The following is a 19,117-nucleotide window of genomic DNA, read 5'->3' as shown; positions in this document are numbered from 1 at the left end:
CCCTTTACTCAAAATCTTTAGGACTTTGTTGATGCCAATCGGTAACCTGCTGATATTGATGGGCAATATTCAACAACCGGTGTTCCGCAAAATAATTGCCGATGATCTGCAGGCCCGCCGGTTTACCACCGACGACTCCGGCTGGTATGGACATGGCCGGCAATCCGGCGAGGTTGATGGCAATGGTATAGATATCGGATAAATACATCTCGATTGGATTGCCGATTTTCTCGCCTATGCCGAAAGCGGCAGACGGCGCCACCGGCCCCATGATCACATCGACTTCCGACAAGGCTTTTTTAAAGTCATCACTGATTAAGCGACGAACCTTCTGAGCCTTGATATAGTAGGCATCATAATAGCCGGCCGATAGCGCATAGGTTCCCATCAGAATCCTGCGTTTGACTTCCTTGCCGAAGCCTTCGCCACGTGAGCGCGTATAGAGATCCGTTAGATCTTCCGGATTGGCGCAACGGTAGCCGTAGCGTACACCGTCAAAGCGGGAAAGGTTGGCTGAACATTCGGCCGACGCGATAACGTAATAAGCCGGAATGGCCAGCTTCAGATTAGGCATCGAAACTTCCTTGATATGCGCGCCCAGTTTCCGGTATTCATTGACGGCGGCTTCAATAACGGCGGCAACGTCGCTGTTGAGCCCGGCGCCGAAGAATTCTTTCGGCAGCCCGATTTTAAGTCCTTCGATAGAATTATTCAGCTCCGCCCGATAATCAGGCACCGGCAAATCGACGCTGGTTGAATCCCGCTCATCGAACCCTGCCATCACCTGCAGCATGATGGCCGCATCTTCGGCGCTACGCGCCATGGGGCCGCCTTGATCCAGACTGGACGCATAAGCGATCATGCCGTAACGCGACACGCGCCCGTAAGTCGGCTTCAATCCCGTAATGCCGCAATGCGAGGCCGGCTGGCGGATCGAGCCGCCCGTATCCGTCCCAGTCGCACAGACTGCCAATCCGGCCGCTACGGCCGCGGCCGAACCGCCTGACGAACCGCCTGGAATGGCATTGAGATCCCAAGGGTTTCTGACCGCGCCGTAATAACTGGTTTCGTTTGACGAACCCATGGCGAATTCGTCCATATTGAGCTTGCCCAGCATCACGCCCCCGGCCTGGTTGAATTTCTCCACGACGGTAGCGTTATAAGGTGCGATGAAATTGTCGAGCATTTTAGAACCGCAAGTGGTTTTCACGCCTTGCGTGCAAAAAATATCTTTCTGTGCGATCGGTATGCCGGTCAACAATGTCGCATCGCCTTTGGCGATTCTGTCATCGGCAGCCTTGGCCTCCTGGAGGGCTAAATCTTCGGTGACCGTAATATAGCAATTAAGCGAGCTGTGGCGCTTGATTCTGTCCAGAAACGCCTGTGTCAGTTCGACACTTGAAAATTCGCCTGAACGCAGGCCTTTAGCTAAATCTGTGATTGACTTATTGTGCATGACTATTCCCTTATTCAATGACTTTCGGCACTAGATAAAGTCCCGCTTCAACTTGCGGCGCAATGACCTGGAATTGCTCGCGGTTGTTCCGTTCCGTAACGGTATCCGGCCTTAATCTTTGCACCTGATCCATCGGATGAGCCATTGGAATGACGCCATCGGTATTCAGTTCGCTCATCTGCGTCATTAAATCCAGCATGCGGGATAAGTCCTTTGCATAGGATTCAATATCCGACTCATCAATACCCAAGCGCGCTAAATGCGCAATTTTCTTCACATCATCAGTCGTCAAAGACACTATCAACTCCTCAAAATTTCAGAGATTTTGTATTATTATAAATATGATACTTTATATCTTGCTCAAATACCCGCTTGATTGATAAAGTAGTACAATTTTATTCCCCACAAAGGACACAGGTAAAAAATGTTCTTCAAAAGAATTCGCGGCCTTTTTTCTAATGACCTTTCGATTGACTTGGGTACCGCCAACACATTGATTTATATTCCCGGCCAGGGGATTGTGCTTAATGAACCGTCAGTTGTCGCCATCAAAGAAGACAAAGTCCGTGGCTCTAAAACCATCGCAGCGGTTGGCGCTGACGCAAAACGCATGCTAGGACGCACCCCCGGCAATATCACGGCCATCCGTCCTTTGAAAGACGGTGTAATCGCCGATTTTGCCGTCACGGAAAGAATGCTCAGATTTTTTATCGAAAAAGTCCACCAAAGCAAACTGTTGCGTCCTAGTCCGCGCATTTTGATCTGCGTGCCTTGTGGGTCAACCCAGGTTGAACGCCGCGCCATTCGGGAATCTGCGGCCATGGCCGGTGCGCGTGAGGTTTACTTGATAGAAGAACCCATGTCTGCAGCCATCGGTGCAGGCCTCCCGGTCGATGAGGCATCAGGGTCGATGGTTCTCGATATCGGCGGCGGCACTTCCGAGGTGGCCGTCATCTCCATAAACGGTATCGTCTATTCCAACTCTGTCCGTATCGGGGGCGACCGTTTTGATGAAGCCATCATTAATTATGTGCGCAGAAACTACGGCACGCTAATCGGCGAATCCACAGCAGAGAGAATAAAATTTGAAATCGGCACGGCTTATCCCGGCAGTGAAGTCAAGGAAATAGAAGTAAAGGGACGTAATCTGGCAGAAGGCGTGCCGCGCAGTTTCGCCCTGAACAGCAACGAAATACTGGAAGCACTGCAGGAACCGCTGTCGGGCATCGTCGGAGCAGTCAAAGTGGCCTTGGAGCAGACTCCGCCCGAATTGGGAGCCGATGTCGCCAACCGTGGTATTTATTTGACCGGGGGCGGTGCCTTGCTAAAGGACATTGATCGGCTGCTGGCTGAAGAAACAGGTTTGCCTGTGTTTATTGCCGACGACCCGTTGACTTGTGTTGCCAGAGGCGGCGGCATGGTTCTGGAAATGCTGGATAAAAAAGGAGTCTCAACTTTTTCATTAGAATAATGATGCATAGCCTTTAATCGCTTATTCTGGCAGATGCCGGGACGCACGCCGCCCGGCCGCTTCTTTTTAACTGATAAGATGACTGCACGGATGCAGGAGGTAGAGCAGCGCTAGGAGCAATTGCCGAGGAAATCCGCCATCAAACTTTTATTTGCCACCGGTCCATCGATCAATACCCGCCTGCTAGTGGCAGTAATCGCCTCTATCGCCCTGCTAGCGACGGAACAGACCAGCATCCGGCTGGACCCGCTTCGCGCCACATTATCGTTTTTTATCGACCCAATAAAATATCTGGTCAATTTGCCTTCCACGCTGATCGAGCAGACTTCCGACTCTATCAGCTCTTACACCGCCTTAAAAAAAGAAAATGAAAGATTGCGCGAAGAGCAACTTATCCAACAAACACGACTACTGAAATTTGCTGCGCTGGAAAAAGAAAATATCCGACTACGCGCACTGCTGGAGAACTCATTCAAGCTCGGCGAACAGGTGCTGGTTGCAGAATTGCTGTCGATCAACATGGATCCTTATGAACACATCGTGCAGGTCAACAAAGGGACTCGCTTCGGCGTTCATCCTCAGCAGCCCGTGCTTGACGCCAACGGCGTTGTCGGACAGGTCATTCGGAGCCTGCCGCTCAGCTCTGAGATCATGTTGATTACCGATCCGAATCATGCCATTCCGGTTCAGGTAAATCGAAACGGCTTGCTGACCATTGCAGTCGGCAGCGGCCAAATGAACCGGCTTAATCTGCCCTATTTGCCGAACAATGCCGATATCCAACCTGGCGACTTATTGATCACATCCGGTTTGGGCGGCACTTTTCCGCAAGGCTACCCTGTCGCGGTTGTGGATGAATTTACACCGGAGCCCAATAAACCTTTCGCCAGCATTACCGCGACACCTAAAGCCATGCTGAACCGGAACAGGGAACTGATGATTGTCTGGAGCAATACCACGCCCATTCCTTTAACCTCACCACAAAAAGCGAACGACAAGAAAACCGAGACACCTGCCGATGAATAACTACTATGGCTTTGGCCGAATCATTTTGACCATAGTCTTGGCGATGTGCTTAAGAATTGCCCCCATGCCGGACATGATGGCGGCCATTAATCCCGACTGGGTGCTGCTGTCTCTCATCTATTGGTCGCTTGCCGTGCCGGAGCGAGTCGGCATATTCCATGCCTGGGCTTTTGGTTTGCTTACCGATGTGTTGATGGGCAAGTTATTCGGCCAATATGCATTGGCTTATTCGCTCGTTATTTATCTTTGCCTCAAGCTTCATAAGCGGCTGCGCCAATACCCTTTGATTCAGCAGGGGCTGTTTATCTTTTTCTGCCTGCTGTTATCCCAATTGCTGCTGTTCTGGATAAAAAATCTCCAGCACCCTTCCCAGCTTCATCCATCCTTCTGGCTTCCCGTTATTACTGGCACATTATGCTGGCCTTTGGTTTATACAATGCTACGCTTTATCCGTCTGTCACGACGCGCTAAGTAAAACAATTCGCTGCTGTCATGTCCCGCACATATATTATTAAAGATAACTCAGTAGAGAATCGCCTGTTCCTCAACCGCATCATCGTCGCATTCGTTATCATCTTACTATTAACTTCCGCCCTGATTGTCCGACTGGTCTATCTGCAAATTGTCGGTCATGAGCATTATTCAAGCCTGGCAAAAGACAACAGCATCAAAATCAAGCCTTTAGTACCAACTCGAGGCATGATTTATGATCGCAATGGAAAGGTTCTGGCCGAAAACATGCCATCTTATAGCCTTGAACTAATCCCTGAACAGATCAAAGACCTCGATGACACATTGAAGCGCTTACAGAAACTGCTCAATATCCCTGACGAAAAAATCCAGCAGTACCATAAGCAGCGCAAACGGGAAAAACGCTTCGCCAGCACCCCGCTGCTGATGAACATGACCGAAGAAGAGCTTGCCAAGTTTGCCGTCGCCCGTCCTTTTTTCCCCGGCGTTGATATTCAGGTTCATCTGGCCCGGCATTATCCCTATGCCGACCTGGCCTCTCATGCTGTCGGCTATGTGGGACGCATCAACGAAACCGAACTCAAGACATTGCCGGTGGCTGAATATCAGGGCTCAAGCCATATCGGCAAAATAGGCATTGAAAGCAGCTATGAAGCTCAACTTCACGGCAAAACAGGATATGCGGAAATCGAAACCAACGCTCAGGCGCGAGCCATCCGAACAGTCAATGCCGTGGAGCCGACGCCCGGCGCCAATCTCTACCTTACGCTGGATATTGATCTCCAGAAAACCGCCTACGACGCGCTGGACATCTATAACGGCGCCGTTGTTGCGATTGATGTCAAAACGGGCGGCGTACTGGTGTTCGCCAGCCGTCCCGGCTTCGATCCCAATCCGTTCGTTGTCGGCATAAGCAATGACGCCTATCAGGCACTGCAATCATCCGAGAACCGGCCGCTCTACAATCGCGCACTGCGCGGCCTGTATCCGCCCGGCTCGACACTGAAGCCATTTGTCGGCCTGGCAGGGCTTGAATATAACGCAATAGGCACGCAGCACAGAATTTTCTGTCCGGGCTTTTATCAGCTGCCTGGCGTCAGCCACCGCTACCGTGACTGGAAAAAGTGGGGCCACGGCTCGGTTAATTTAAACGATGCCATCATGCAGTCTTGCGACGTCTATTTTTATAGCCTGGCCTCCGCTTTAGGCATAGATAACATGCATGATTTTTTGCAGCAGTTCGGCTTTGGCGAGAAAACCGGCATCGATCTGGTCGGGGAGAAAGCGGGCTTGATGCCATCCCGTGAGTGGAAACGCCGACAGAGAAATCAATCCTGGTATCCTGGGGAAACGATAATCACCGGCATTGGCCAGGGATTTACCCAAGTAACGCCATTGCAGCTTGCCAGAGCCATGGCGACACTGGCCAATAAAGGCAATATTGTCACACCGTTTCTGGTGGACAAAATCGTCAATGCCGATAGCACGACGCATGGCCCCGAGACCCATAAAGGCACCCTGCCGGTTAAGCAGGAAAACATCAATAGTATTCTCACCGCCATGGTCAACGTGGTCCATGGCGAACGCGGGACAGCCAAGATCATCGGCAGGAACATTAATTATCAAATTGGCGGAAAAACGGGGACCGCGCAGGTTTTCAATATTAAACAGGACGCCAAATACAACGAAAATGAAATCGAATTCAAACTGCGCGATCACGCGTTGTTTATTGCTTTTGCACCGGCCGATGATCCCAAGATTGCAGTGGCGGTCATTGCTGAAAACGGCGGTCATGGCGGCTCGGTCGCAGCGCCTATCGCCGGAAAAGTCATTAAGCAATATTTAGAGAGCGACAATGAGAACTGAAACCCGCAGAGAACAATTCGAACCGCCTTCAGCTTTAGGCAATCTGCTCAGAAAACTGCACATCGATGTGCCCTTGTTTATCGCGCTTTTCCTCGCGGCAATGGTCAGTTTCGTGATTCTTTACAGCGCCGGCAGCCAGGAAATGGGCATACTGATACGCCAGGCGGCTCGGGTCGGACTGGCCTTTGGCTTGATGACATTACTGGCTCATGTCAATCCTTATCAGTTTAAGCGTTATTCGGCCGTGCTGTTTAGCCTGGGCATCTTGCTGCTCATCGCCGTACTGATCATGGGACAGATCGGTAAAGGCGCGCAGCGCTGGCTGGACCTGGGCTTTTTTCGCTTCCAGCCGTCGGAAATGATCAAAATCACGACGCCCATGATGATTGCCTGGTATCTGTCCGAGCACTCACTGCCTCCCAAATGGAAACAACTCTGCATAGCCGCCGTTCTGATCGTGGTCCCGACTTTATTGATTGCCAAACAACCGGATCTGGGGACGGCTCTGCTGGTAGCCAGTTCTGGCGCCGGCGTGCTGTTTTTTGCCGGTCTTTCCTGGCTTTTCATCCTGGCTATTATTGCTATATTAGCTTCTCTGGCGCCTATCGTCTGGCACCTGATGCACGACTATCAACGCGACCGGGTACTGACTTTCCTAAATCCCGAAGCCGATCCGATGGGCAGAGGCTATCATATTATTCAATCGAAAATAGCTATCGGCTCGGGCGGCATCTACGGCAAGGGCTGGCTGGGCAGTACACAGTCGGAACTGGATTTCCTGCCGGAAAGTTCGACTGACTTTATTTTTGCCGTATTTGCCGAGGAGTTCGGTCTTTTCGGCTGCGTGGGCCTACTGATACTGTACCTGCTCATTATTGGCCGCTGCCTGTACATCGCCTCGCAGGCTCAAGATACTTACAGCCGATTACTGGCCGGCAGTCTGTCCTTCACTTTTTTCGTGTACGTGTTCGTCAACATCGGCATGGTCATAGGCATTCTGCCTGTCGTAGGCGTTCCGCTACCGTTAATCAGTTACGGCGGCACCTCAATAGTGACCCTGCTGGCCGGATTCGGTATCCTGATGTCCATTCATACGCATAGAAAACTTTTGCCAAACTGATGAAATTGAAAAATATGCTAGGCCGCCTTCTGCTAAGCGGCCTCTGTTTAACTGCCGCCTCATGCACCTCCAATATTAAAGAAACGGACCGCATGGATGCTTTCATCCAGCAAATGGCCGCAACGCATCAATTCGATGAATCCGAACTTAATGAGCTGTTTCAGTCAGTCCAGATAAAGGAAAACATACTTAAAACCATTTCGAAGCCCGCCGAAGGGCTGCCATGGCATAAATATCGCAACATATTTCTGACCGAATCCCGCATCAACGGCGGAGTGAAATTCTGGCAGGAAAATGCGCAAGCCCTGGCCTCCGCCGAACAGCAATATGGCGTTCCGGCGGCAATTATTGTCGCCATCATAGGGGTTGAAACCCTGTATGGGCAAAATACCGGCAATCATCGCGTCATCGACGCGCTATCTACCCTGGCGTTTGCCTATCCGCCGCGCAGCCAATTCTTTCTCGGCGAACTGGAAAACTTTCTGCTGCTGTGCCGCGATGAGCACATAAATCCTCTTGAGCCAACCGGCTCTTATGCCGGCGCCATGGGCATACCGCAGTTTATGCCCAGCAGTTTCAGAACTTATGCCGTCGATTTTGATCACGATAATCGCCGCGATATCTGGCATAACAACAACGATGTCATCGCCAGTATCGCCAATTATTTTTCCCGGCATCAATGGCAACCGGGCCAGGCAATCGCCTTTCCGGTTAAAGCCAAAGGCGAAAAGTATAAGGCCATCCTCAAGCCCGACCTTAAGCCCGATTTAACTATTGCAGAGTTACAATCCTTTGACGTTGATATATCAGCATCATTACCTATAAACAGCAAGATAAAACTTCTTGCCTTTGAACAAGAACAAAATAAAGAACTCTGGGCTGCTTTAGACAATTTTTATGTGATCACGCGTTACAATCACAGCCCTTTATATGCAATGGCGGTTTACCAGTTAAGCCAGGCCATTTCAAACAAAAAGGCTTCAATATATGAAGAAAATCATAATCCCCATTTCCTTTTTCATTCTGACCAGTTGCGCTACGGAGCAGATAGAAAAAATCCAGATCTCTAAAGTCGAGTTGGCTTCTAAATCCGTCACTGGCTCATGGTTTCATCCATCATCAAAGGATGAGCAAAAGAGCACTGCTTCAAAGGAAGCATCTCAACAAGAAAATCTATCATCCGGTATTACCCACTATCTGAAAAAAGGCGTTGCTTCATGGTATGGCCCCCGCTTTCATGGCAAAAAAACCGCTAACGGTGAAATATTCGACATGTACGCCATGACTGCTGCCTCGAAAACGCTGCCGATTCCATCGTATGCTCGCGTGACCAACTTGAAAAACAAGCGCAGCGTCATTGTCCGCATCAATGATCGGGGACCTTATCACGGCAACAGAGTATTGGATCTGTCCTATATAGCAGCCAAAAAACTGGGAATTCATAAAACTGGAACCGGGATGGTTGAAATCAAGCCGTTAGCGCCTGAACAGGCCTTGTCCCAACAGCGAGCCTCTGCAACAAAGCAGAAAAATCAGGCCTATTTGCAAGTAGGTGCTTTAGATACTCCCTAAAAGCGCAGAAGTTATAAGACAAAATTATTACTCATGGCTTGCGCCAGCCTAAAATTTTATTCTCCACCCTATAAAAATCCATTCTTTATAAAGTTTAGATGCCCCCTATAGACTCAGCTATGGATGCGGACAAGCTGAATGGGCAATTGGCAAAAAATTGTCGTAAAAGATGCTTAAATTTGTCACAGAAACCAGACAAAATTAAAAAATCACATGGTACAATAAGGCTACGATTTAGCCAGCCCTAGCCCTTACTTATCATGATGTTTTTAAAAAGTTATTTCCGCTTCTACTTTGTTATATTTTTGGGTTTACTGCTTGCCGCTTTCCAGGCAAATTCAGCAGATGAGGACATTGCAACCCCGGCTGCGCCTACTGTTGCCGCAAGCGCTTATATTTTGCAGGATTTTGCCACGGGAAAAGTACTGGCGGAAAGCAACGCTGACGCTAAGGTAGCCCCGGCCAGTCTCACCAAAATCATGACCGTCTATGCGGCCTTCCGGGAACTCAGCAACGGCCACCTGCATCTCGACGACAAAGCCACTATCAGTCAAAAAGCCTGGCAGACTTCCGGCTCGCGCATGTTTCTTGAAGTCAATAATCAGGTATCCATTGAAGATTTGCTGCATGGCATAATCATTCAATCGGGCAATGATGCCAGCGTCGCTTTAGCCGAACATATAGGCGGCAATGAGACGACATTCGCCGACATGATGAATCAGCATGCGGCACGCCTGGGCATGGTCAATACCCATTTCGTCAACAGCGATGGACTGCCTGCCCCGGAGCATTACACAACGGCGCGCGATCTTGCGACGCTGACCCGCGCTCTAATCAAGGAATTTCCCGAGTACTACCGCTGGTTTTCACAGAAGGAATTTACTTATAACAAGATCACCCAGCAAAATCGCAATAAATTGCTCTGGCGCGATGCAACAGTAGATGGTGTTAAGACCGGCTTCACCGATGATGCCGGCTATTGCCTCGTCGCTTCTGCATTAAGGGATAATATGCGATTGATCTCTGTCGTGATGGGGACGTCGAGTTCTAATGTCAGAGCTAACGAAAATCAAAACCTGCTTAATTACGGATTCCGCTTTTTTGAATCGCACCGGCTCTATCAGGCCAAAACGCCTATAACCGAAGCGAGAATATGGAGAGGCGACAGCAAAAATGTGTCCCTCGGTCTGACAGAAGATCTTTTTGCTACGGTTCCGCGCCATCACTATAAAGACCTGAAAGCTGTCATGAATGTCGATAAAAACATTACCGCGCCAGTAAAAGAAGGCGAAAAATTCGGCACTGTAACAGTCTCGCTGGCAAATGAAGTGATTACCACTAAAGATCTGGTAGTGCTTAAAGCCGTGGAGAAGGGCAATATTCTTCAAAGAATCTATGATCAAGCTCTACTATTAATGGAAAAATAATGGAAAATAAAACGGTTTATTTAAACGGCCAATACCTGCCTCTTAGTGAAGCTAAAATATCGGTTATGGACCGTGGATTTTTGTTCGGCGACGGCATCTATGAAGTCATTCCGGCCTATCATGGTCAGTTATTCCGCTTCCAGGAGCACATGGAACGGTTGGAAAACAGCCTTAACAATATTCGCCTGACCAATCCTCATAGCCGCGAGCAGTGGCTGAAGATTCTGACGGAACTGCTAAGCCCTAGCGGGGATCAATATATCTATCTACAGGTTACGCGCGGCGTTGCGCCTAAAAGAGACCATGCGTTTCCGGAAAAAACCGAGCCTACCGTTTTCGCCATGTGTTCAAACATAGCGCCGTTTGAAGGGCGGGAGACCGGCGTCAAGGCAATCAGCCTGGATGACAGCCGTTGGGAGCTGTGTCATGTCAAAGCGACCACGCTGCTGGCTAATATCCTTCTTAGGCAACAGGCTGTTGAACAAGGCTGCGCCGAGGCTGTCTTAGTCAATAAAGACGGCTATGTGACCGAGGGCGCGGCAAGCAATATTTTCGCGGTGATCGATGGCATCCTGATTACTCCGCCCAAAAGCTGCGAGATATTGCCGGGAATTACCCGCGATGTCATTCTGGAAATTGCACAGCAAAACAACATTCCTTACAGAGAGGAAATTATTGCCTTGGAAGCTTTAAACAATGCCAGCGAGATCTGGTTAACCAGTTCCACGCGTGAAATCATACCAGTTGTAGAGTTTGACTCCCACAAAGTGGCAGACGGCAGGCCCGGTCCGGTATGGCAGAACATGAATCGGCTTTTCCAAGCTTATAAGCAGTCCCTGTCATGAGCGAAGAACAATCCCTTTTAGAATTTCCCTGCCAATTTGCTATCAAAGTAATGGGCAGAACCAGCCCCGAGCTTGATGTGCTGATCGTGGAAATTATCCGTCGCCACAGTCCTGACCTCAGAGAAGGCGCAGTGACATCGCGTCCCAGCAAGGGCGGCAATTACACCGCCATCACTGTAACGGTAGAGGCGTTCAGCCGGGAACAGCTGGATGCCATCTATCAGGATTTGACGGCCAGCCCGCATGTTTTGATGGCATTGTAAGCTGGCATAGCATGGCTCAATGCTTTGCTCACAACACCGTCCAGGCAACACTTTTAGCCACAAAGACGCAGAGAAAAACGGTTGGCACTCTACTATACGGGATTCTCTGCCTCTCTGGCAAAAGCCTAACTTAGCGCCATGCAGATAACGATACGAAACCTGGGGCTACAGCACTACGAAACGACGTGGCAGGCTATGCAGCAGTTCACGCTGGATCGTACCGAAGAAACGATCGATGAGATATGGGTCGTGGAGCATTTTCCCGTTTATACACTGGGCATAAACGGCAAGCCCGAACACCTGCTCGATGCAGGTGCCATCCCCGTCATTCATTCCGACCGGGGCGGTCAAATTACTTATCACGGCCCTGGGCAATTGGTCGTTTATACATTGCTGGACATTAAACGGCTAAAAATAGGCGTCCGGCAATTAGTGACGATTCTGGAGCAAGCCATGATCGATACTTTGGCCGGCTATGGCATTACTGCGTTTGCCAGAGCCGATGCGCCCGGCGTCTACGTGGACGGCAAAAAAATCGGCTCGCTCGGCATACGGATCAAGAAAAACTGCAGCTATCACGGCCTAAGCTTCAATAACCAGATGGATTTGAGTCCTTTTGACTCCATCAATACTTGCGGCTATCCTGAACTGGAAGTGACCCAACTGGCTGATCTGGGCGTCACCGTCAACAATTCCGAACTCGCCATCCCTGTTATTCAGGCTATAACCACGGCTATACAAAAATGACTCATCAAGCGCCTTCCCGCTCCACGCCCGAATCGCACCAACGCAATGCTGAAAAACTGGCAAGGATTCCGATCAAAGTCGAGCCGGTCCAGACGCCTCTGCGCAAACCCGAATGGATACGCATGAAAATATCGGCCAGCGAGGAAGTCAGCAGGGTAAAACAGTTATTGCGCCAGAACCAGCTGCATACGGTCTGCGAGGAAGCCGCCTGCCCCAATCTCTCCGAGTGCTTTCAGCACGGCACAGCGACTTTCATGATCATGGGTGATTTATGCACGCGCCGCTGCCCGTTCTGCGATGTTGCCCACGGCAAACCATTGGCGCTCGACAAAGAAGAGCCCCAACATCTGGCTCAGGCGATTCAGGCATTGGCCTTGAAATATGTCGTCATCACTTCGGTAAATCGGGACGATCTGAAAGACGGCGGCGCTGGCCACTTTGCCGACTGCATTGGCGCGATTCGGCAATTGATTCCGACAACCAAAATCGAAATTCTGGTGCCGGACTTTCGCGGCCGCATGGATAAAGCCGTTGAAATATTGGCCGGACAGCCCTGTGATGTCTTCAACCATAACCTGGAAACGGTTCCCAGACTGTACCAGCAAGCTCGCCCCGGTGCCGACTATTCAGGCTCATTGCAATTGCTTCAAAAATATGGCGAGGCTCAGCCGCAGACTCCTACCAAATCCGGACTGATGCTCGGCCTCGGAGAAGAGCCTCATGAAGTCCATCAGGTCATGAAAGATTTACTGGACCACGGCTGTTCCATGCTGACTCTGGGCCAATACCTGCAGCCCAGCAAAGCCCATTTGCCGGTCAAGCGCTATATTACTCCGGGACAATTTGAGGAATATGCCGTCATGGCGAAGGCATTGGGCTTTAAACAAGTTGCCAGCGCACCATTAGTCAGGTCGTCTTATCATGCTGACGCTCAGGCCAAGGCTATTATAAATGTGCCAACTGACTGCCCCGCATAATCGCTTCATCATCTGTACTCACAATAATGCCCCCCGGCCACAGAGCGGCCTGTCAAACCACTTCCTGGCGTTGTCTGGGGTAGACTCTAATAATTTGCCAGCCCACAGATAGCGCTGAAACCAGCCTATCTTGCGTCTTATTCAACAACAGCTTGAGCTATTGCTCATTGATGCTCATCTGGATCATAGCAATTTTTTTGCTGAGATTGATCCAAGTCTGGAAATCACACTCAGCCGACTATTTTACTCATTATTGGGAACCAGTTAGCTTGCCCTTGGATCGAAAAATGTAGACGGCTTTTCTCTTTCTCAATTGGGTCTGGATCACAATTTCGCTATGAAAGCTTCAGGCCCAGTAATCCTACAGGTATTACTTCTGATGGCTATCAAAAGAGTATCTAAAATCGTCAGCCTCATTATTTTCTTATACACGCTGCAAGCTTGTTCCGGCCTGATGTTTTATCCGGATAAAGCGTTAGTCAGAACACCTGCAAAGCTAGGGCTCGCCTATCAGGATGTTCAGTTGGAAGCCAGGGACGGCCTGAAAATATACGGTTGGCTTTTACCTGCGCAAGGCGAGTTGAAAGGCAGTATCTATTTTCTGCACGGCAATGCCCAAAACATCAGCACCCATGTGCAGAACGTAGCGTGGCTGCCGCAGCATGGTTATCAGGTTTTCCTAATTGATTACCGAGGCTTTGGCCGATCGGATGGAGCTCCCCGTCTGCCGGAAGTTTTTTGGGATATTGAAGCGGGCTTCAATTGGCTGCTTGGCCATGCTGACCATAAACCCATTTTTTTGCTGGGCCAAAGCATAGGCGCCAGCCTGGGCATCTACTTTGCAGCAACCAATCCAAAAGCTAAACGGCATCTTGCCGGCATTGTCAGCGATTCGGCATTCAGCAGCTATTTTGAAATCGTTCGCCATGTGTCCGCCTCAAACTGGCTCAGCTGGCCATTCCAATATCCTGCAGCGGCCATGATGGACTATCCCTATAACCCGATTGATGTCATTGCCGATATCGCGCCCGTTCCATTATTGCTGGCTCATGGCAGCCAAGATTCAATCGTGCCTTTTTCGCAAGGACAAAAACTTTATCAGGCAGCAAGACAGCCCAAAATAATGGTCCAATCGGAAGCCGGTCATGATGAGACTTTTCATCTTCAAAATAATCGCTTGAGCTTATTGAATTTTCTACAGCAACATCATTTAGCTCAGAAAGGACTTCCTAACCCGATCGCAGAACCTGAAACCGATCTTTCGCGAAAACTCTAGTTATAAAAAAGCCCCGGCTATTAAAAACAGCCGGGGCTTGCTTAAAGCGACAGGCTTTAAGACAGCATGATTACATCATGCCGCCCATGCCGCCCATACCACCCATGCCGCCCATATCCGGCATGCCATGGCCTTTTTCTTCAACCGGTGCGTCAGCAACCATGACTTCCGTAGTAATAATCAAACTTGCAATAGAAGCAGCGTTTTGCAGCGCAAAACGGGTTACTTTAGCCGGGTCCAGAATACCCATTTCGATCATATCGCCGTACTGGGCAGTTGCTGCGTTATAACCGTAGTTACCTGTGCCTTTAGCGACCTCGTTCAGCACCACAGACGATTCATCACCGGCGTTGGCAACGATTTGACGTAATGGCTCTTCCATTGCACGACGCAGAATGTTAATGCCAACGTCCTGATCGTGGTTGACGCCTTTCAGACCTTCCAGAGCTTTCAATGCGCGAACCAGAGCGGTACCGCCGCCTGCAACGACGCCTTCTTCAACCGCTGCACGGGTAGAGTGCAGCGCGTCTTCAACGCGTGCTTTTTTCTCTTTCATCTCAACTTCGGTCGCCGCACCGACTTTGATAACAGCAACGCCGCCGGCTAATTTAGCCAGACGCTCTTGCAATTTTTCTCTATCATAATCGGAAGTGGCTTCTTCAGCTTGTTTGCGGATTTGCGCAATTCGGCCTTTGATGCTTTCTTCAGAACCCGCGCCATCAATAACCGTGGTGTTTTCTTTGCCGACTTGTACTTTTTTAGCAGTGCCTAACAAGTCGAGTTCCGCTTTTTCCAGAGACAGACCGACTTCTTCAGAAATCACAGTACCACCTGTCAGAACAGCGATATCTTCCAGCATGGCTTTACGACGATCACCGAAGCCTGGCGCTTTAACCGCAGCAACTTTAACGATGCCACGAATCGTGTTGACCACCAGAGTCGCCAACGCTTCGCCTTCCACATCTTCAGCGATGATCAATAATGGACGGCCGGATTTCGCAACGCCTTCCAGTACCGGTAACATGTCGCGGATGTTGGAGATTTTTTTGTCGTACAGCAGGATGAACGGATTGTCCAATTCAGCGCTCATGCTGTCCTGGTTGTTGATGAAGTAAGGAGACAGGTAACCGCGGTCGAACTGCATGCCTTCTACGACATCCAGCTGGTTGTCCAGACCTGAACCTTCTTCAACAGTGATTACGCCTTCTTTGCCGACTTTTTCCATCGCTTCGGCAATGATTTGGCCAACGGACTCGTCAGAGTTTGCAGAGATAGTGCCCACTTGCGCAATGGCTTTGTTATCTGTGCAAGGCGCAGCTGAAGCTACAATAGACTCAACGGCTTTAGATACAGCCAAATCAATACCGCGTTTCAGATCCATTGGATTCATGCCGGCGGCAACAGCTTTCAGACCTTCATTAACGATAGCTTGGGCCAATACAGTCGCAGTGGTTGTACCGTCGCCGGCTACATCGGAAGTTTTTGAAGCTACTTCCTTAACCATTTGCGCGCCCATGTTTTCGAATTTGTCTTTCAATTCGATTTCTTTTGCAACCGATACACCGTCTTTAGTAATGGTCGGTGCGCCGAAGCTTTTGTCCAATACCGCATTGCGGCCTTTAGGGCCCAATGTTACTTTTACTGCGTTTGCTAAAATGTTAACGCCTCGCACCATGCGGCTACGCGCGTCATCGCCAAATAATACGTCTTTTGCTGCCATTTTTATTCCTTAATTTGTTATGTTAAAAATGATTGTGATTAATAAGACTCAGGCTTAACCTAAAACGCCCATGATGTCTTCTTCACGCATAACGATAAGTTCTTCACCGTCAACTTTAACTTCGTTGCCGGCATATTTGCCAAACAGTACTTTATCGCCGACTTTAACATCCAATGGACGAACATCGCCGTTATCCAGCACTTTACCGTTACCTACGGCCAAAACCACGCCTTGGCTTGGTTTTTCTGCCGCAGAGCCAGGCAGAACAATACCACCTGCGGTGGTTGTTTCCTCTTCAACACGTTTAACAATCACTCTATCGTGTAACGGACGTATTTTCATTAATGTCTCCTAACAGTTAAATATAAAAGGTTAATCCAGTTGTTAGCACTCTCTGGCAATGAGTGCTAATAATAATCAGCTTTTGCAGACTGTCAAGTTCTTTGGCATCATCTCTTATCCTTATACGGAAACCACACGACTAATGAATGACAACCAACTATTACGCTATAGCCGTCAAATCATGCTGCCTCAAATTGATATTGAGGGGCAGCAAAAACTCCTGGAAGCCAGGATACTGATTATTGGCGCCGGAGGACTTGGATCTCCCGCATCAATCTATCTTGCCGCTGCCGGTGTCGGTAGCATTACGATTTATGATGATGACGAAGTAGACTTGTCCAACTTACAAAGGCAAATTGCTCATCACACCAACGATATAGGGATTGATAAAGTAATTTCAACCCAGCGGACACTTAAAAATCTAAATCCGGAAATAAACGTGCAGGCTATTAAAGAGCGGCTGGAAGGCGAGCAGCTTGAAACGGCTGTGGCATCGGCCGATGTAGTACTGGATTGCTCTGATAATTTCTCAACGCGTTTTGCCATTAACAACGCCTGCGTCAAACACAAAACCCCGCTGGTATCAGGTGCAGCCATACGCTTTGAAGGCCAAGTAGCCGTATTTACGCCGGGCAAGAATGACAGTCCTTGCTACAACTGTCTGTATCGTAACGATGGCGAGGAGCAACAGACCTGCTCAACCAATGGCGTGATAGCGCCTATTACGGGCATTATCGGCAGCATTCAAGCACTGGAAGCCATGAAGCTGATTATGAATATCGGGGAAACGCTGACCGGCCGGTTACTGTTGGTCGACGGCTATACAATGGAATTCAACACCATGAAATTGCGAAAAAACCCTAGCTGCCCGACCTGCAGTGCTGTTTGAATTTATATTTATGGCTGGAGAAGAACTTTCCGGACCTCCAGGAGCATCCGGAAAGTCCAAAATGAAATATTACTTTTTGCTAAACAACCCCTTCGCTAAACTAATTGCTTTCTCCGCTAGATCATTTATCACAGACGGGCTGTCGCCATGCGGCTCGGTTTCACCGAAAGGCTTGGCGTTTTTCTGCGAAAACTTGTAAATGAAATAACCCAATGGCGCAAACGAAAACGCCGCAAGAATGAACATGCCCAAAAACAGCACAATGACTCCACTCATAACACCTCCTCATGATTTTATCAATATCTATTATTATTTTTAGGTGAAATTGGATAATACTCTCTTACAAGAAAAAAAACACCCCGAACAAATCAATTAAAAATCTGACGAATTTAATTGTTTTTTATCGGTTTCAATCAATGATTGAATTCCGTAGGAGACAAACGCCTCCCGCCAAAAGTTGCGTAAAAAAACGGTTCATCGTATACTTCGGGCCAGCTTACTTGATCAAGCTAGCCTATAACATAAAAAACTTCTGGAGGTTAATACGATGAAATGGGAAACACCAAGTTACACAGACCTGCGTTTCGGTTTCGAAGTAACAATGTATATCTATAACCGTTAATCCATTCGGTTCAGAGTAAAAAGGGGCTCCGCATGAGCCCCTTTTTTTTGCCTGCTTGTCTTTATTCCCGTATCATTCATTTCTTCACAGCTTTTTTCAAATACCGTCCAAACTATGAAAATCAGAGTTTTAGGTTCAGGCGCTGGTGGCGGTTTTCCTCAATGGAACTGCAATTGCCATAATTGCCACCGCTTGCGCCACAATCAAATGAACGGCAAAGCCCGCACCCAATCATCCATTGCCGTAAGCACCGATAGCAGAAACTGGCTACTGTTCAATACCTCGCCCGATATTCGCGCGCAATTGGAAGCCTTCCCTGCCATCCAGCCTAAAGAAGGCATCCGCGATACCGGCATCAAAGCCATTATGCTGATCGACAGCCAGATTGATCACACCACTGGCCTGCTCATGCTTAGAGAAGGCAAGCCGCTAGAAGTCTATTGTACCGATATGGTCAAACAGGACCTGACCACGGGCTTTCCTTTGTTCAACATGCTGGCTGATTACTGCACCGTCAATCATCACCCTGTCCCTGTTGATGGCAGCAGCTTCACCATTCCGGGCATTGATGACTTACGCTTTTACACCCAGGCTTTAAAAAGCAAAGCGCCCCCTTACTCGCCGCATCGGCATGACCCGCACGAAGGTGACAATATTGGCGTTATTGTCGAGCAGATCTCCACTGGCAAAAAATTATTTTATTCTCCAGGCTTGGGCGAAATCGAACCGCATGTCATGGCCGCCATGCAAGCTGCAGACTGCCTGATGGTGGACGGCACATTCTGGACAGAGGACGAAATGTGCACGCAAAATATCAGCCTTAAAAAAGCGCGTGAAATCGGCCACTTGCCTCAATCCGGCCCGGGCGGCATGATAGAAGTGTTAAGCGGCGTCAAAAAAGCCCGCAAAATATTGATCCATATCAACAACACGAATCCGATACTGGACGAAGATTCCGAGCCTCGCAAAATGCTCGATGCGGCCGGCATTGAGGTCGCTTACGACGGATTAGAAATTGATTTATAGA

Annotated in this window: 21 protein-coding genes; 16 read left to right on the top strand and 5 right to left on the bottom strand. The window is 49.2% G+C overall.

Going from position 1 to position 19,117, the window contains the following annotated elements; genetic code table 11:
- Positions 1-4: 4 nt before the first annotated feature.
- Positions 5-1,456 (bottom strand): Asp-tRNA(Asn)/Glu-tRNA(Gln) amidotransferase subunit GatA, encoded by a 1,452-nt coding sequence (gene gatA, locus ACTNE6_RS02160; RefSeq protein WP_442498465.1) that lies wholly within the window; start codon positions 1,454-1,456, stop codon positions 5-7.
- Positions 1,457-1,466: 10 nt separating this feature from the next.
- Positions 1,467-1,754: an Asp-tRNA(Asn)/Glu-tRNA(Gln) amidotransferase subunit GatC gene (gene gatC / locus ACTNE6_RS02155; RefSeq protein ID WP_442498464.1), complete on the bottom strand. Its 288-nt coding sequence runs from the start codon at positions 1,752-1,754 to the stop codon at positions 1,467-1,469.
- A 126-nt stretch (positions 1,755-1,880) separates the two neighbouring features.
- Between gatC and ACTNE6_RS02150 the strand changes: the two genes are divergently transcribed.
- From ACTNE6_RS02150 to ACTNE6_RS02090, 13 genes are all read left to right on the top strand, one after another.
- Positions 1,881-2,927 (top strand): rod shape-determining protein, encoded by a 1,047-nt coding sequence (locus ACTNE6_RS02150; RefSeq protein ID WP_194969197.1) that lies wholly within the window; start codon positions 1,881-1,883, stop codon positions 2,925-2,927.
- A gap of 120 nt (positions 2,928-3,047) precedes the next feature.
- On the top strand, positions 3,048-3,953 hold the full coding sequence (gene mreC / locus ACTNE6_RS02145) for a rod shape-determining protein MreC (protein WP_255528658.1): 906 nt from the start codon (positions 3,048-3,050) through the stop codon (positions 3,951-3,953).
- The gene (gene mreD / locus ACTNE6_RS02140; protein WP_194969198.1) at positions 3,946-4,428 is read left to right on the top strand and encodes a rod shape-determining protein MreD; all 483 of its coding nucleotides are present in this window, start codon (positions 3,946-3,948) and stop codon (positions 4,426-4,428) included. The genes mreC and mreD overlap by 8 nt, the downstream gene beginning before the upstream one ends.
- Positions 4,429-4,445: 17 nt before the next feature.
- Positions 4,446-6,290 carry a penicillin-binding protein 2 gene (gene mrdA, locus ACTNE6_RS02135; protein WP_442498463.1) on the top strand — a complete coding sequence of 615 codons (1,845 nt, stop codon included), beginning with the start codon at positions 4,446-4,448 and terminating at the stop codon, positions 6,288-6,290.
- On the top strand, positions 6,280-7,410 hold the full coding sequence (rodA, locus tag ACTNE6_RS02130) for a rod shape-determining protein RodA (protein ID WP_194969200.1): 1,131 nt from the start codon (positions 6,280-6,282) through the stop codon (positions 7,408-7,410). The genes mrdA and rodA overlap by 11 nt, the downstream gene beginning before the upstream one ends.
- Positions 7,410-8,480 (top strand): lytic murein transglycosylase B, encoded by a 1,071-nt coding sequence (gene mltB / locus ACTNE6_RS02125; RefSeq protein ID WP_442498462.1) that lies wholly within the window; start codon positions 7,410-7,412, stop codon positions 8,478-8,480. The genes rodA and mltB overlap by 1 nt, the downstream gene beginning before the upstream one ends.
- The gene (locus ACTNE6_RS02120; protein WP_442498461.1) at positions 8,398-8,982 is read left to right on the top strand and encodes a septal ring lytic transglycosylase RlpA family protein; all 585 of its coding nucleotides are present in this window, start codon (positions 8,398-8,400) and stop codon (positions 8,980-8,982) included. The genes mltB and ACTNE6_RS02120 overlap by 83 nt, the downstream gene beginning before the upstream one ends.
- Positions 8,983-9,242: 260 nt before the next feature.
- Positions 9,243-10,409, top strand: coding sequence for a D-alanyl-D-alanine carboxypeptidase family protein (locus ACTNE6_RS02115; protein ID WP_442498460.1), 1,167 nt, complete (start codon positions 9,243-9,245; stop codon positions 10,407-10,409).
- Positions 10,409-11,254 (top strand): D-amino acid aminotransferase, encoded by an 846-nt coding sequence (locus tag ACTNE6_RS02110; protein ID WP_194969204.1) that lies wholly within the window; start codon positions 10,409-10,411, stop codon positions 11,252-11,254. Before ACTNE6_RS02115 ends, ACTNE6_RS02110 begins: the two co-directional genes overlap by 1 nt.
- Positions 11,251-11,517 (top strand): YbeD family protein, encoded by a 267-nt coding sequence (locus ACTNE6_RS02105; protein ID WP_331817779.1) that lies wholly within the window; start codon positions 11,251-11,253, stop codon positions 11,515-11,517. The genes ACTNE6_RS02110 and ACTNE6_RS02105 overlap by 4 nt, the downstream gene beginning before the upstream one ends.
- Positions 11,518-11,655: 138 nt before the next feature.
- Complete coding sequence (lipB, locus tag ACTNE6_RS02100; protein ID WP_442498459.1) at positions 11,656-12,264, top strand: lipoyl(octanoyl) transferase LipB; 609 nt, start codon at positions 11,656-11,658, stop codon at positions 12,262-12,264.
- Positions 12,261-13,241, top strand: a complete 981-nt coding sequence (gene lipA / locus ACTNE6_RS02095) for a lipoyl synthase (RefSeq protein ID WP_442498458.1) — start codon at positions 12,261-12,263, stop codon at positions 13,239-13,241. Before lipB ends, lipA begins: the two co-directional genes overlap by 4 nt.
- Positions 13,242-13,620: 379 nt before the next feature.
- Positions 13,621-14,517 carry an alpha/beta hydrolase gene (locus ACTNE6_RS02090; protein ID WP_442498457.1) on the top strand — a complete coding sequence of 299 codons (897 nt, stop codon included), beginning with the start codon at positions 13,621-13,623 and terminating at the stop codon, positions 14,515-14,517.
- Between the two features lie 70 nt (positions 14,518-14,587).
- Here ACTNE6_RS02090 and groL read toward each other — a convergent pair whose 3' ends face one another.
- Entirely contained in the window at positions 14,588-16,237 is a 1,650-nt protein-coding gene (gene groL, locus ACTNE6_RS02085; protein ID WP_194969209.1) for a chaperonin GroEL, read from the bottom strand.
- A 54-nt stretch (positions 16,238-16,291) separates the two neighbouring features.
- The gene (gene groES / locus ACTNE6_RS02080; protein ID WP_194969210.1) at positions 16,292-16,579 is read right to left on the bottom strand and encodes a co-chaperone GroES; all 288 of its coding nucleotides are present in this window, start codon (positions 16,577-16,579) and stop codon (positions 16,292-16,294) included.
- A 142-nt stretch (positions 16,580-16,721) separates the two neighbouring features.
- Between groES and ACTNE6_RS02075 the strand changes: the two genes are divergently transcribed.
- Positions 16,722-17,468: a HesA/MoeB/ThiF family protein gene (locus ACTNE6_RS02075; RefSeq protein WP_442499662.1), complete on the top strand. Its 747-nt coding sequence runs from the start codon at positions 16,722-16,724 to the stop codon at positions 17,466-17,468.
- A 69-nt stretch (positions 17,469-17,537) separates the two neighbouring features.
- Here the strand turns inward: ACTNE6_RS02075 and ACTNE6_RS02070 are convergent, their stop codons facing one another.
- The gene (locus ACTNE6_RS02070; RefSeq protein WP_194969211.1) at positions 17,538-17,744 is read right to left on the bottom strand and encodes a hypothetical protein; all 207 of its coding nucleotides are present in this window, start codon (positions 17,742-17,744) and stop codon (positions 17,538-17,540) included.
- A gap of 271 nt (positions 17,745-18,015) precedes the next feature.
- Here ACTNE6_RS02070 and pqqA point away from each other — a divergent pair, with 271 nt between their 5' ends.
- Both pqqA and pqqB read left to right on the top strand, forming a co-directional pair.
- Entirely contained in the window at positions 18,016-18,090 is a 75-nt protein-coding gene (pqqA, locus tag ACTNE6_RS02065) for a pyrroloquinoline quinone precursor peptide PqqA (RefSeq protein ID WP_006892363.1), read from the top strand.
- Positions 18,091-18,204: 114 nt separating this feature from the next.
- Entirely contained in the window at positions 18,205-19,116 is a 912-nt protein-coding gene (gene pqqB / locus ACTNE6_RS02060) for a pyrroloquinoline quinone biosynthesis protein PqqB (protein WP_442498456.1), read from the top strand.
- Position 19,117: the final 1 nt, after the last annotated feature.

It is taken from the genome of Methylobacter sp. sgz302048 (genome assembly GCF_052162025.1).
In the GTDB taxonomy this organism is placed as follows: Bacteria; Pseudomonadota; Gammaproteobacteria; order Methylococcales; family Methylomonadaceae; genus Methylobacter.
Note: the sequence above shows the minus strand (reverse complement) of the source record. Positions and strands in the feature narration are given on the sequence as shown.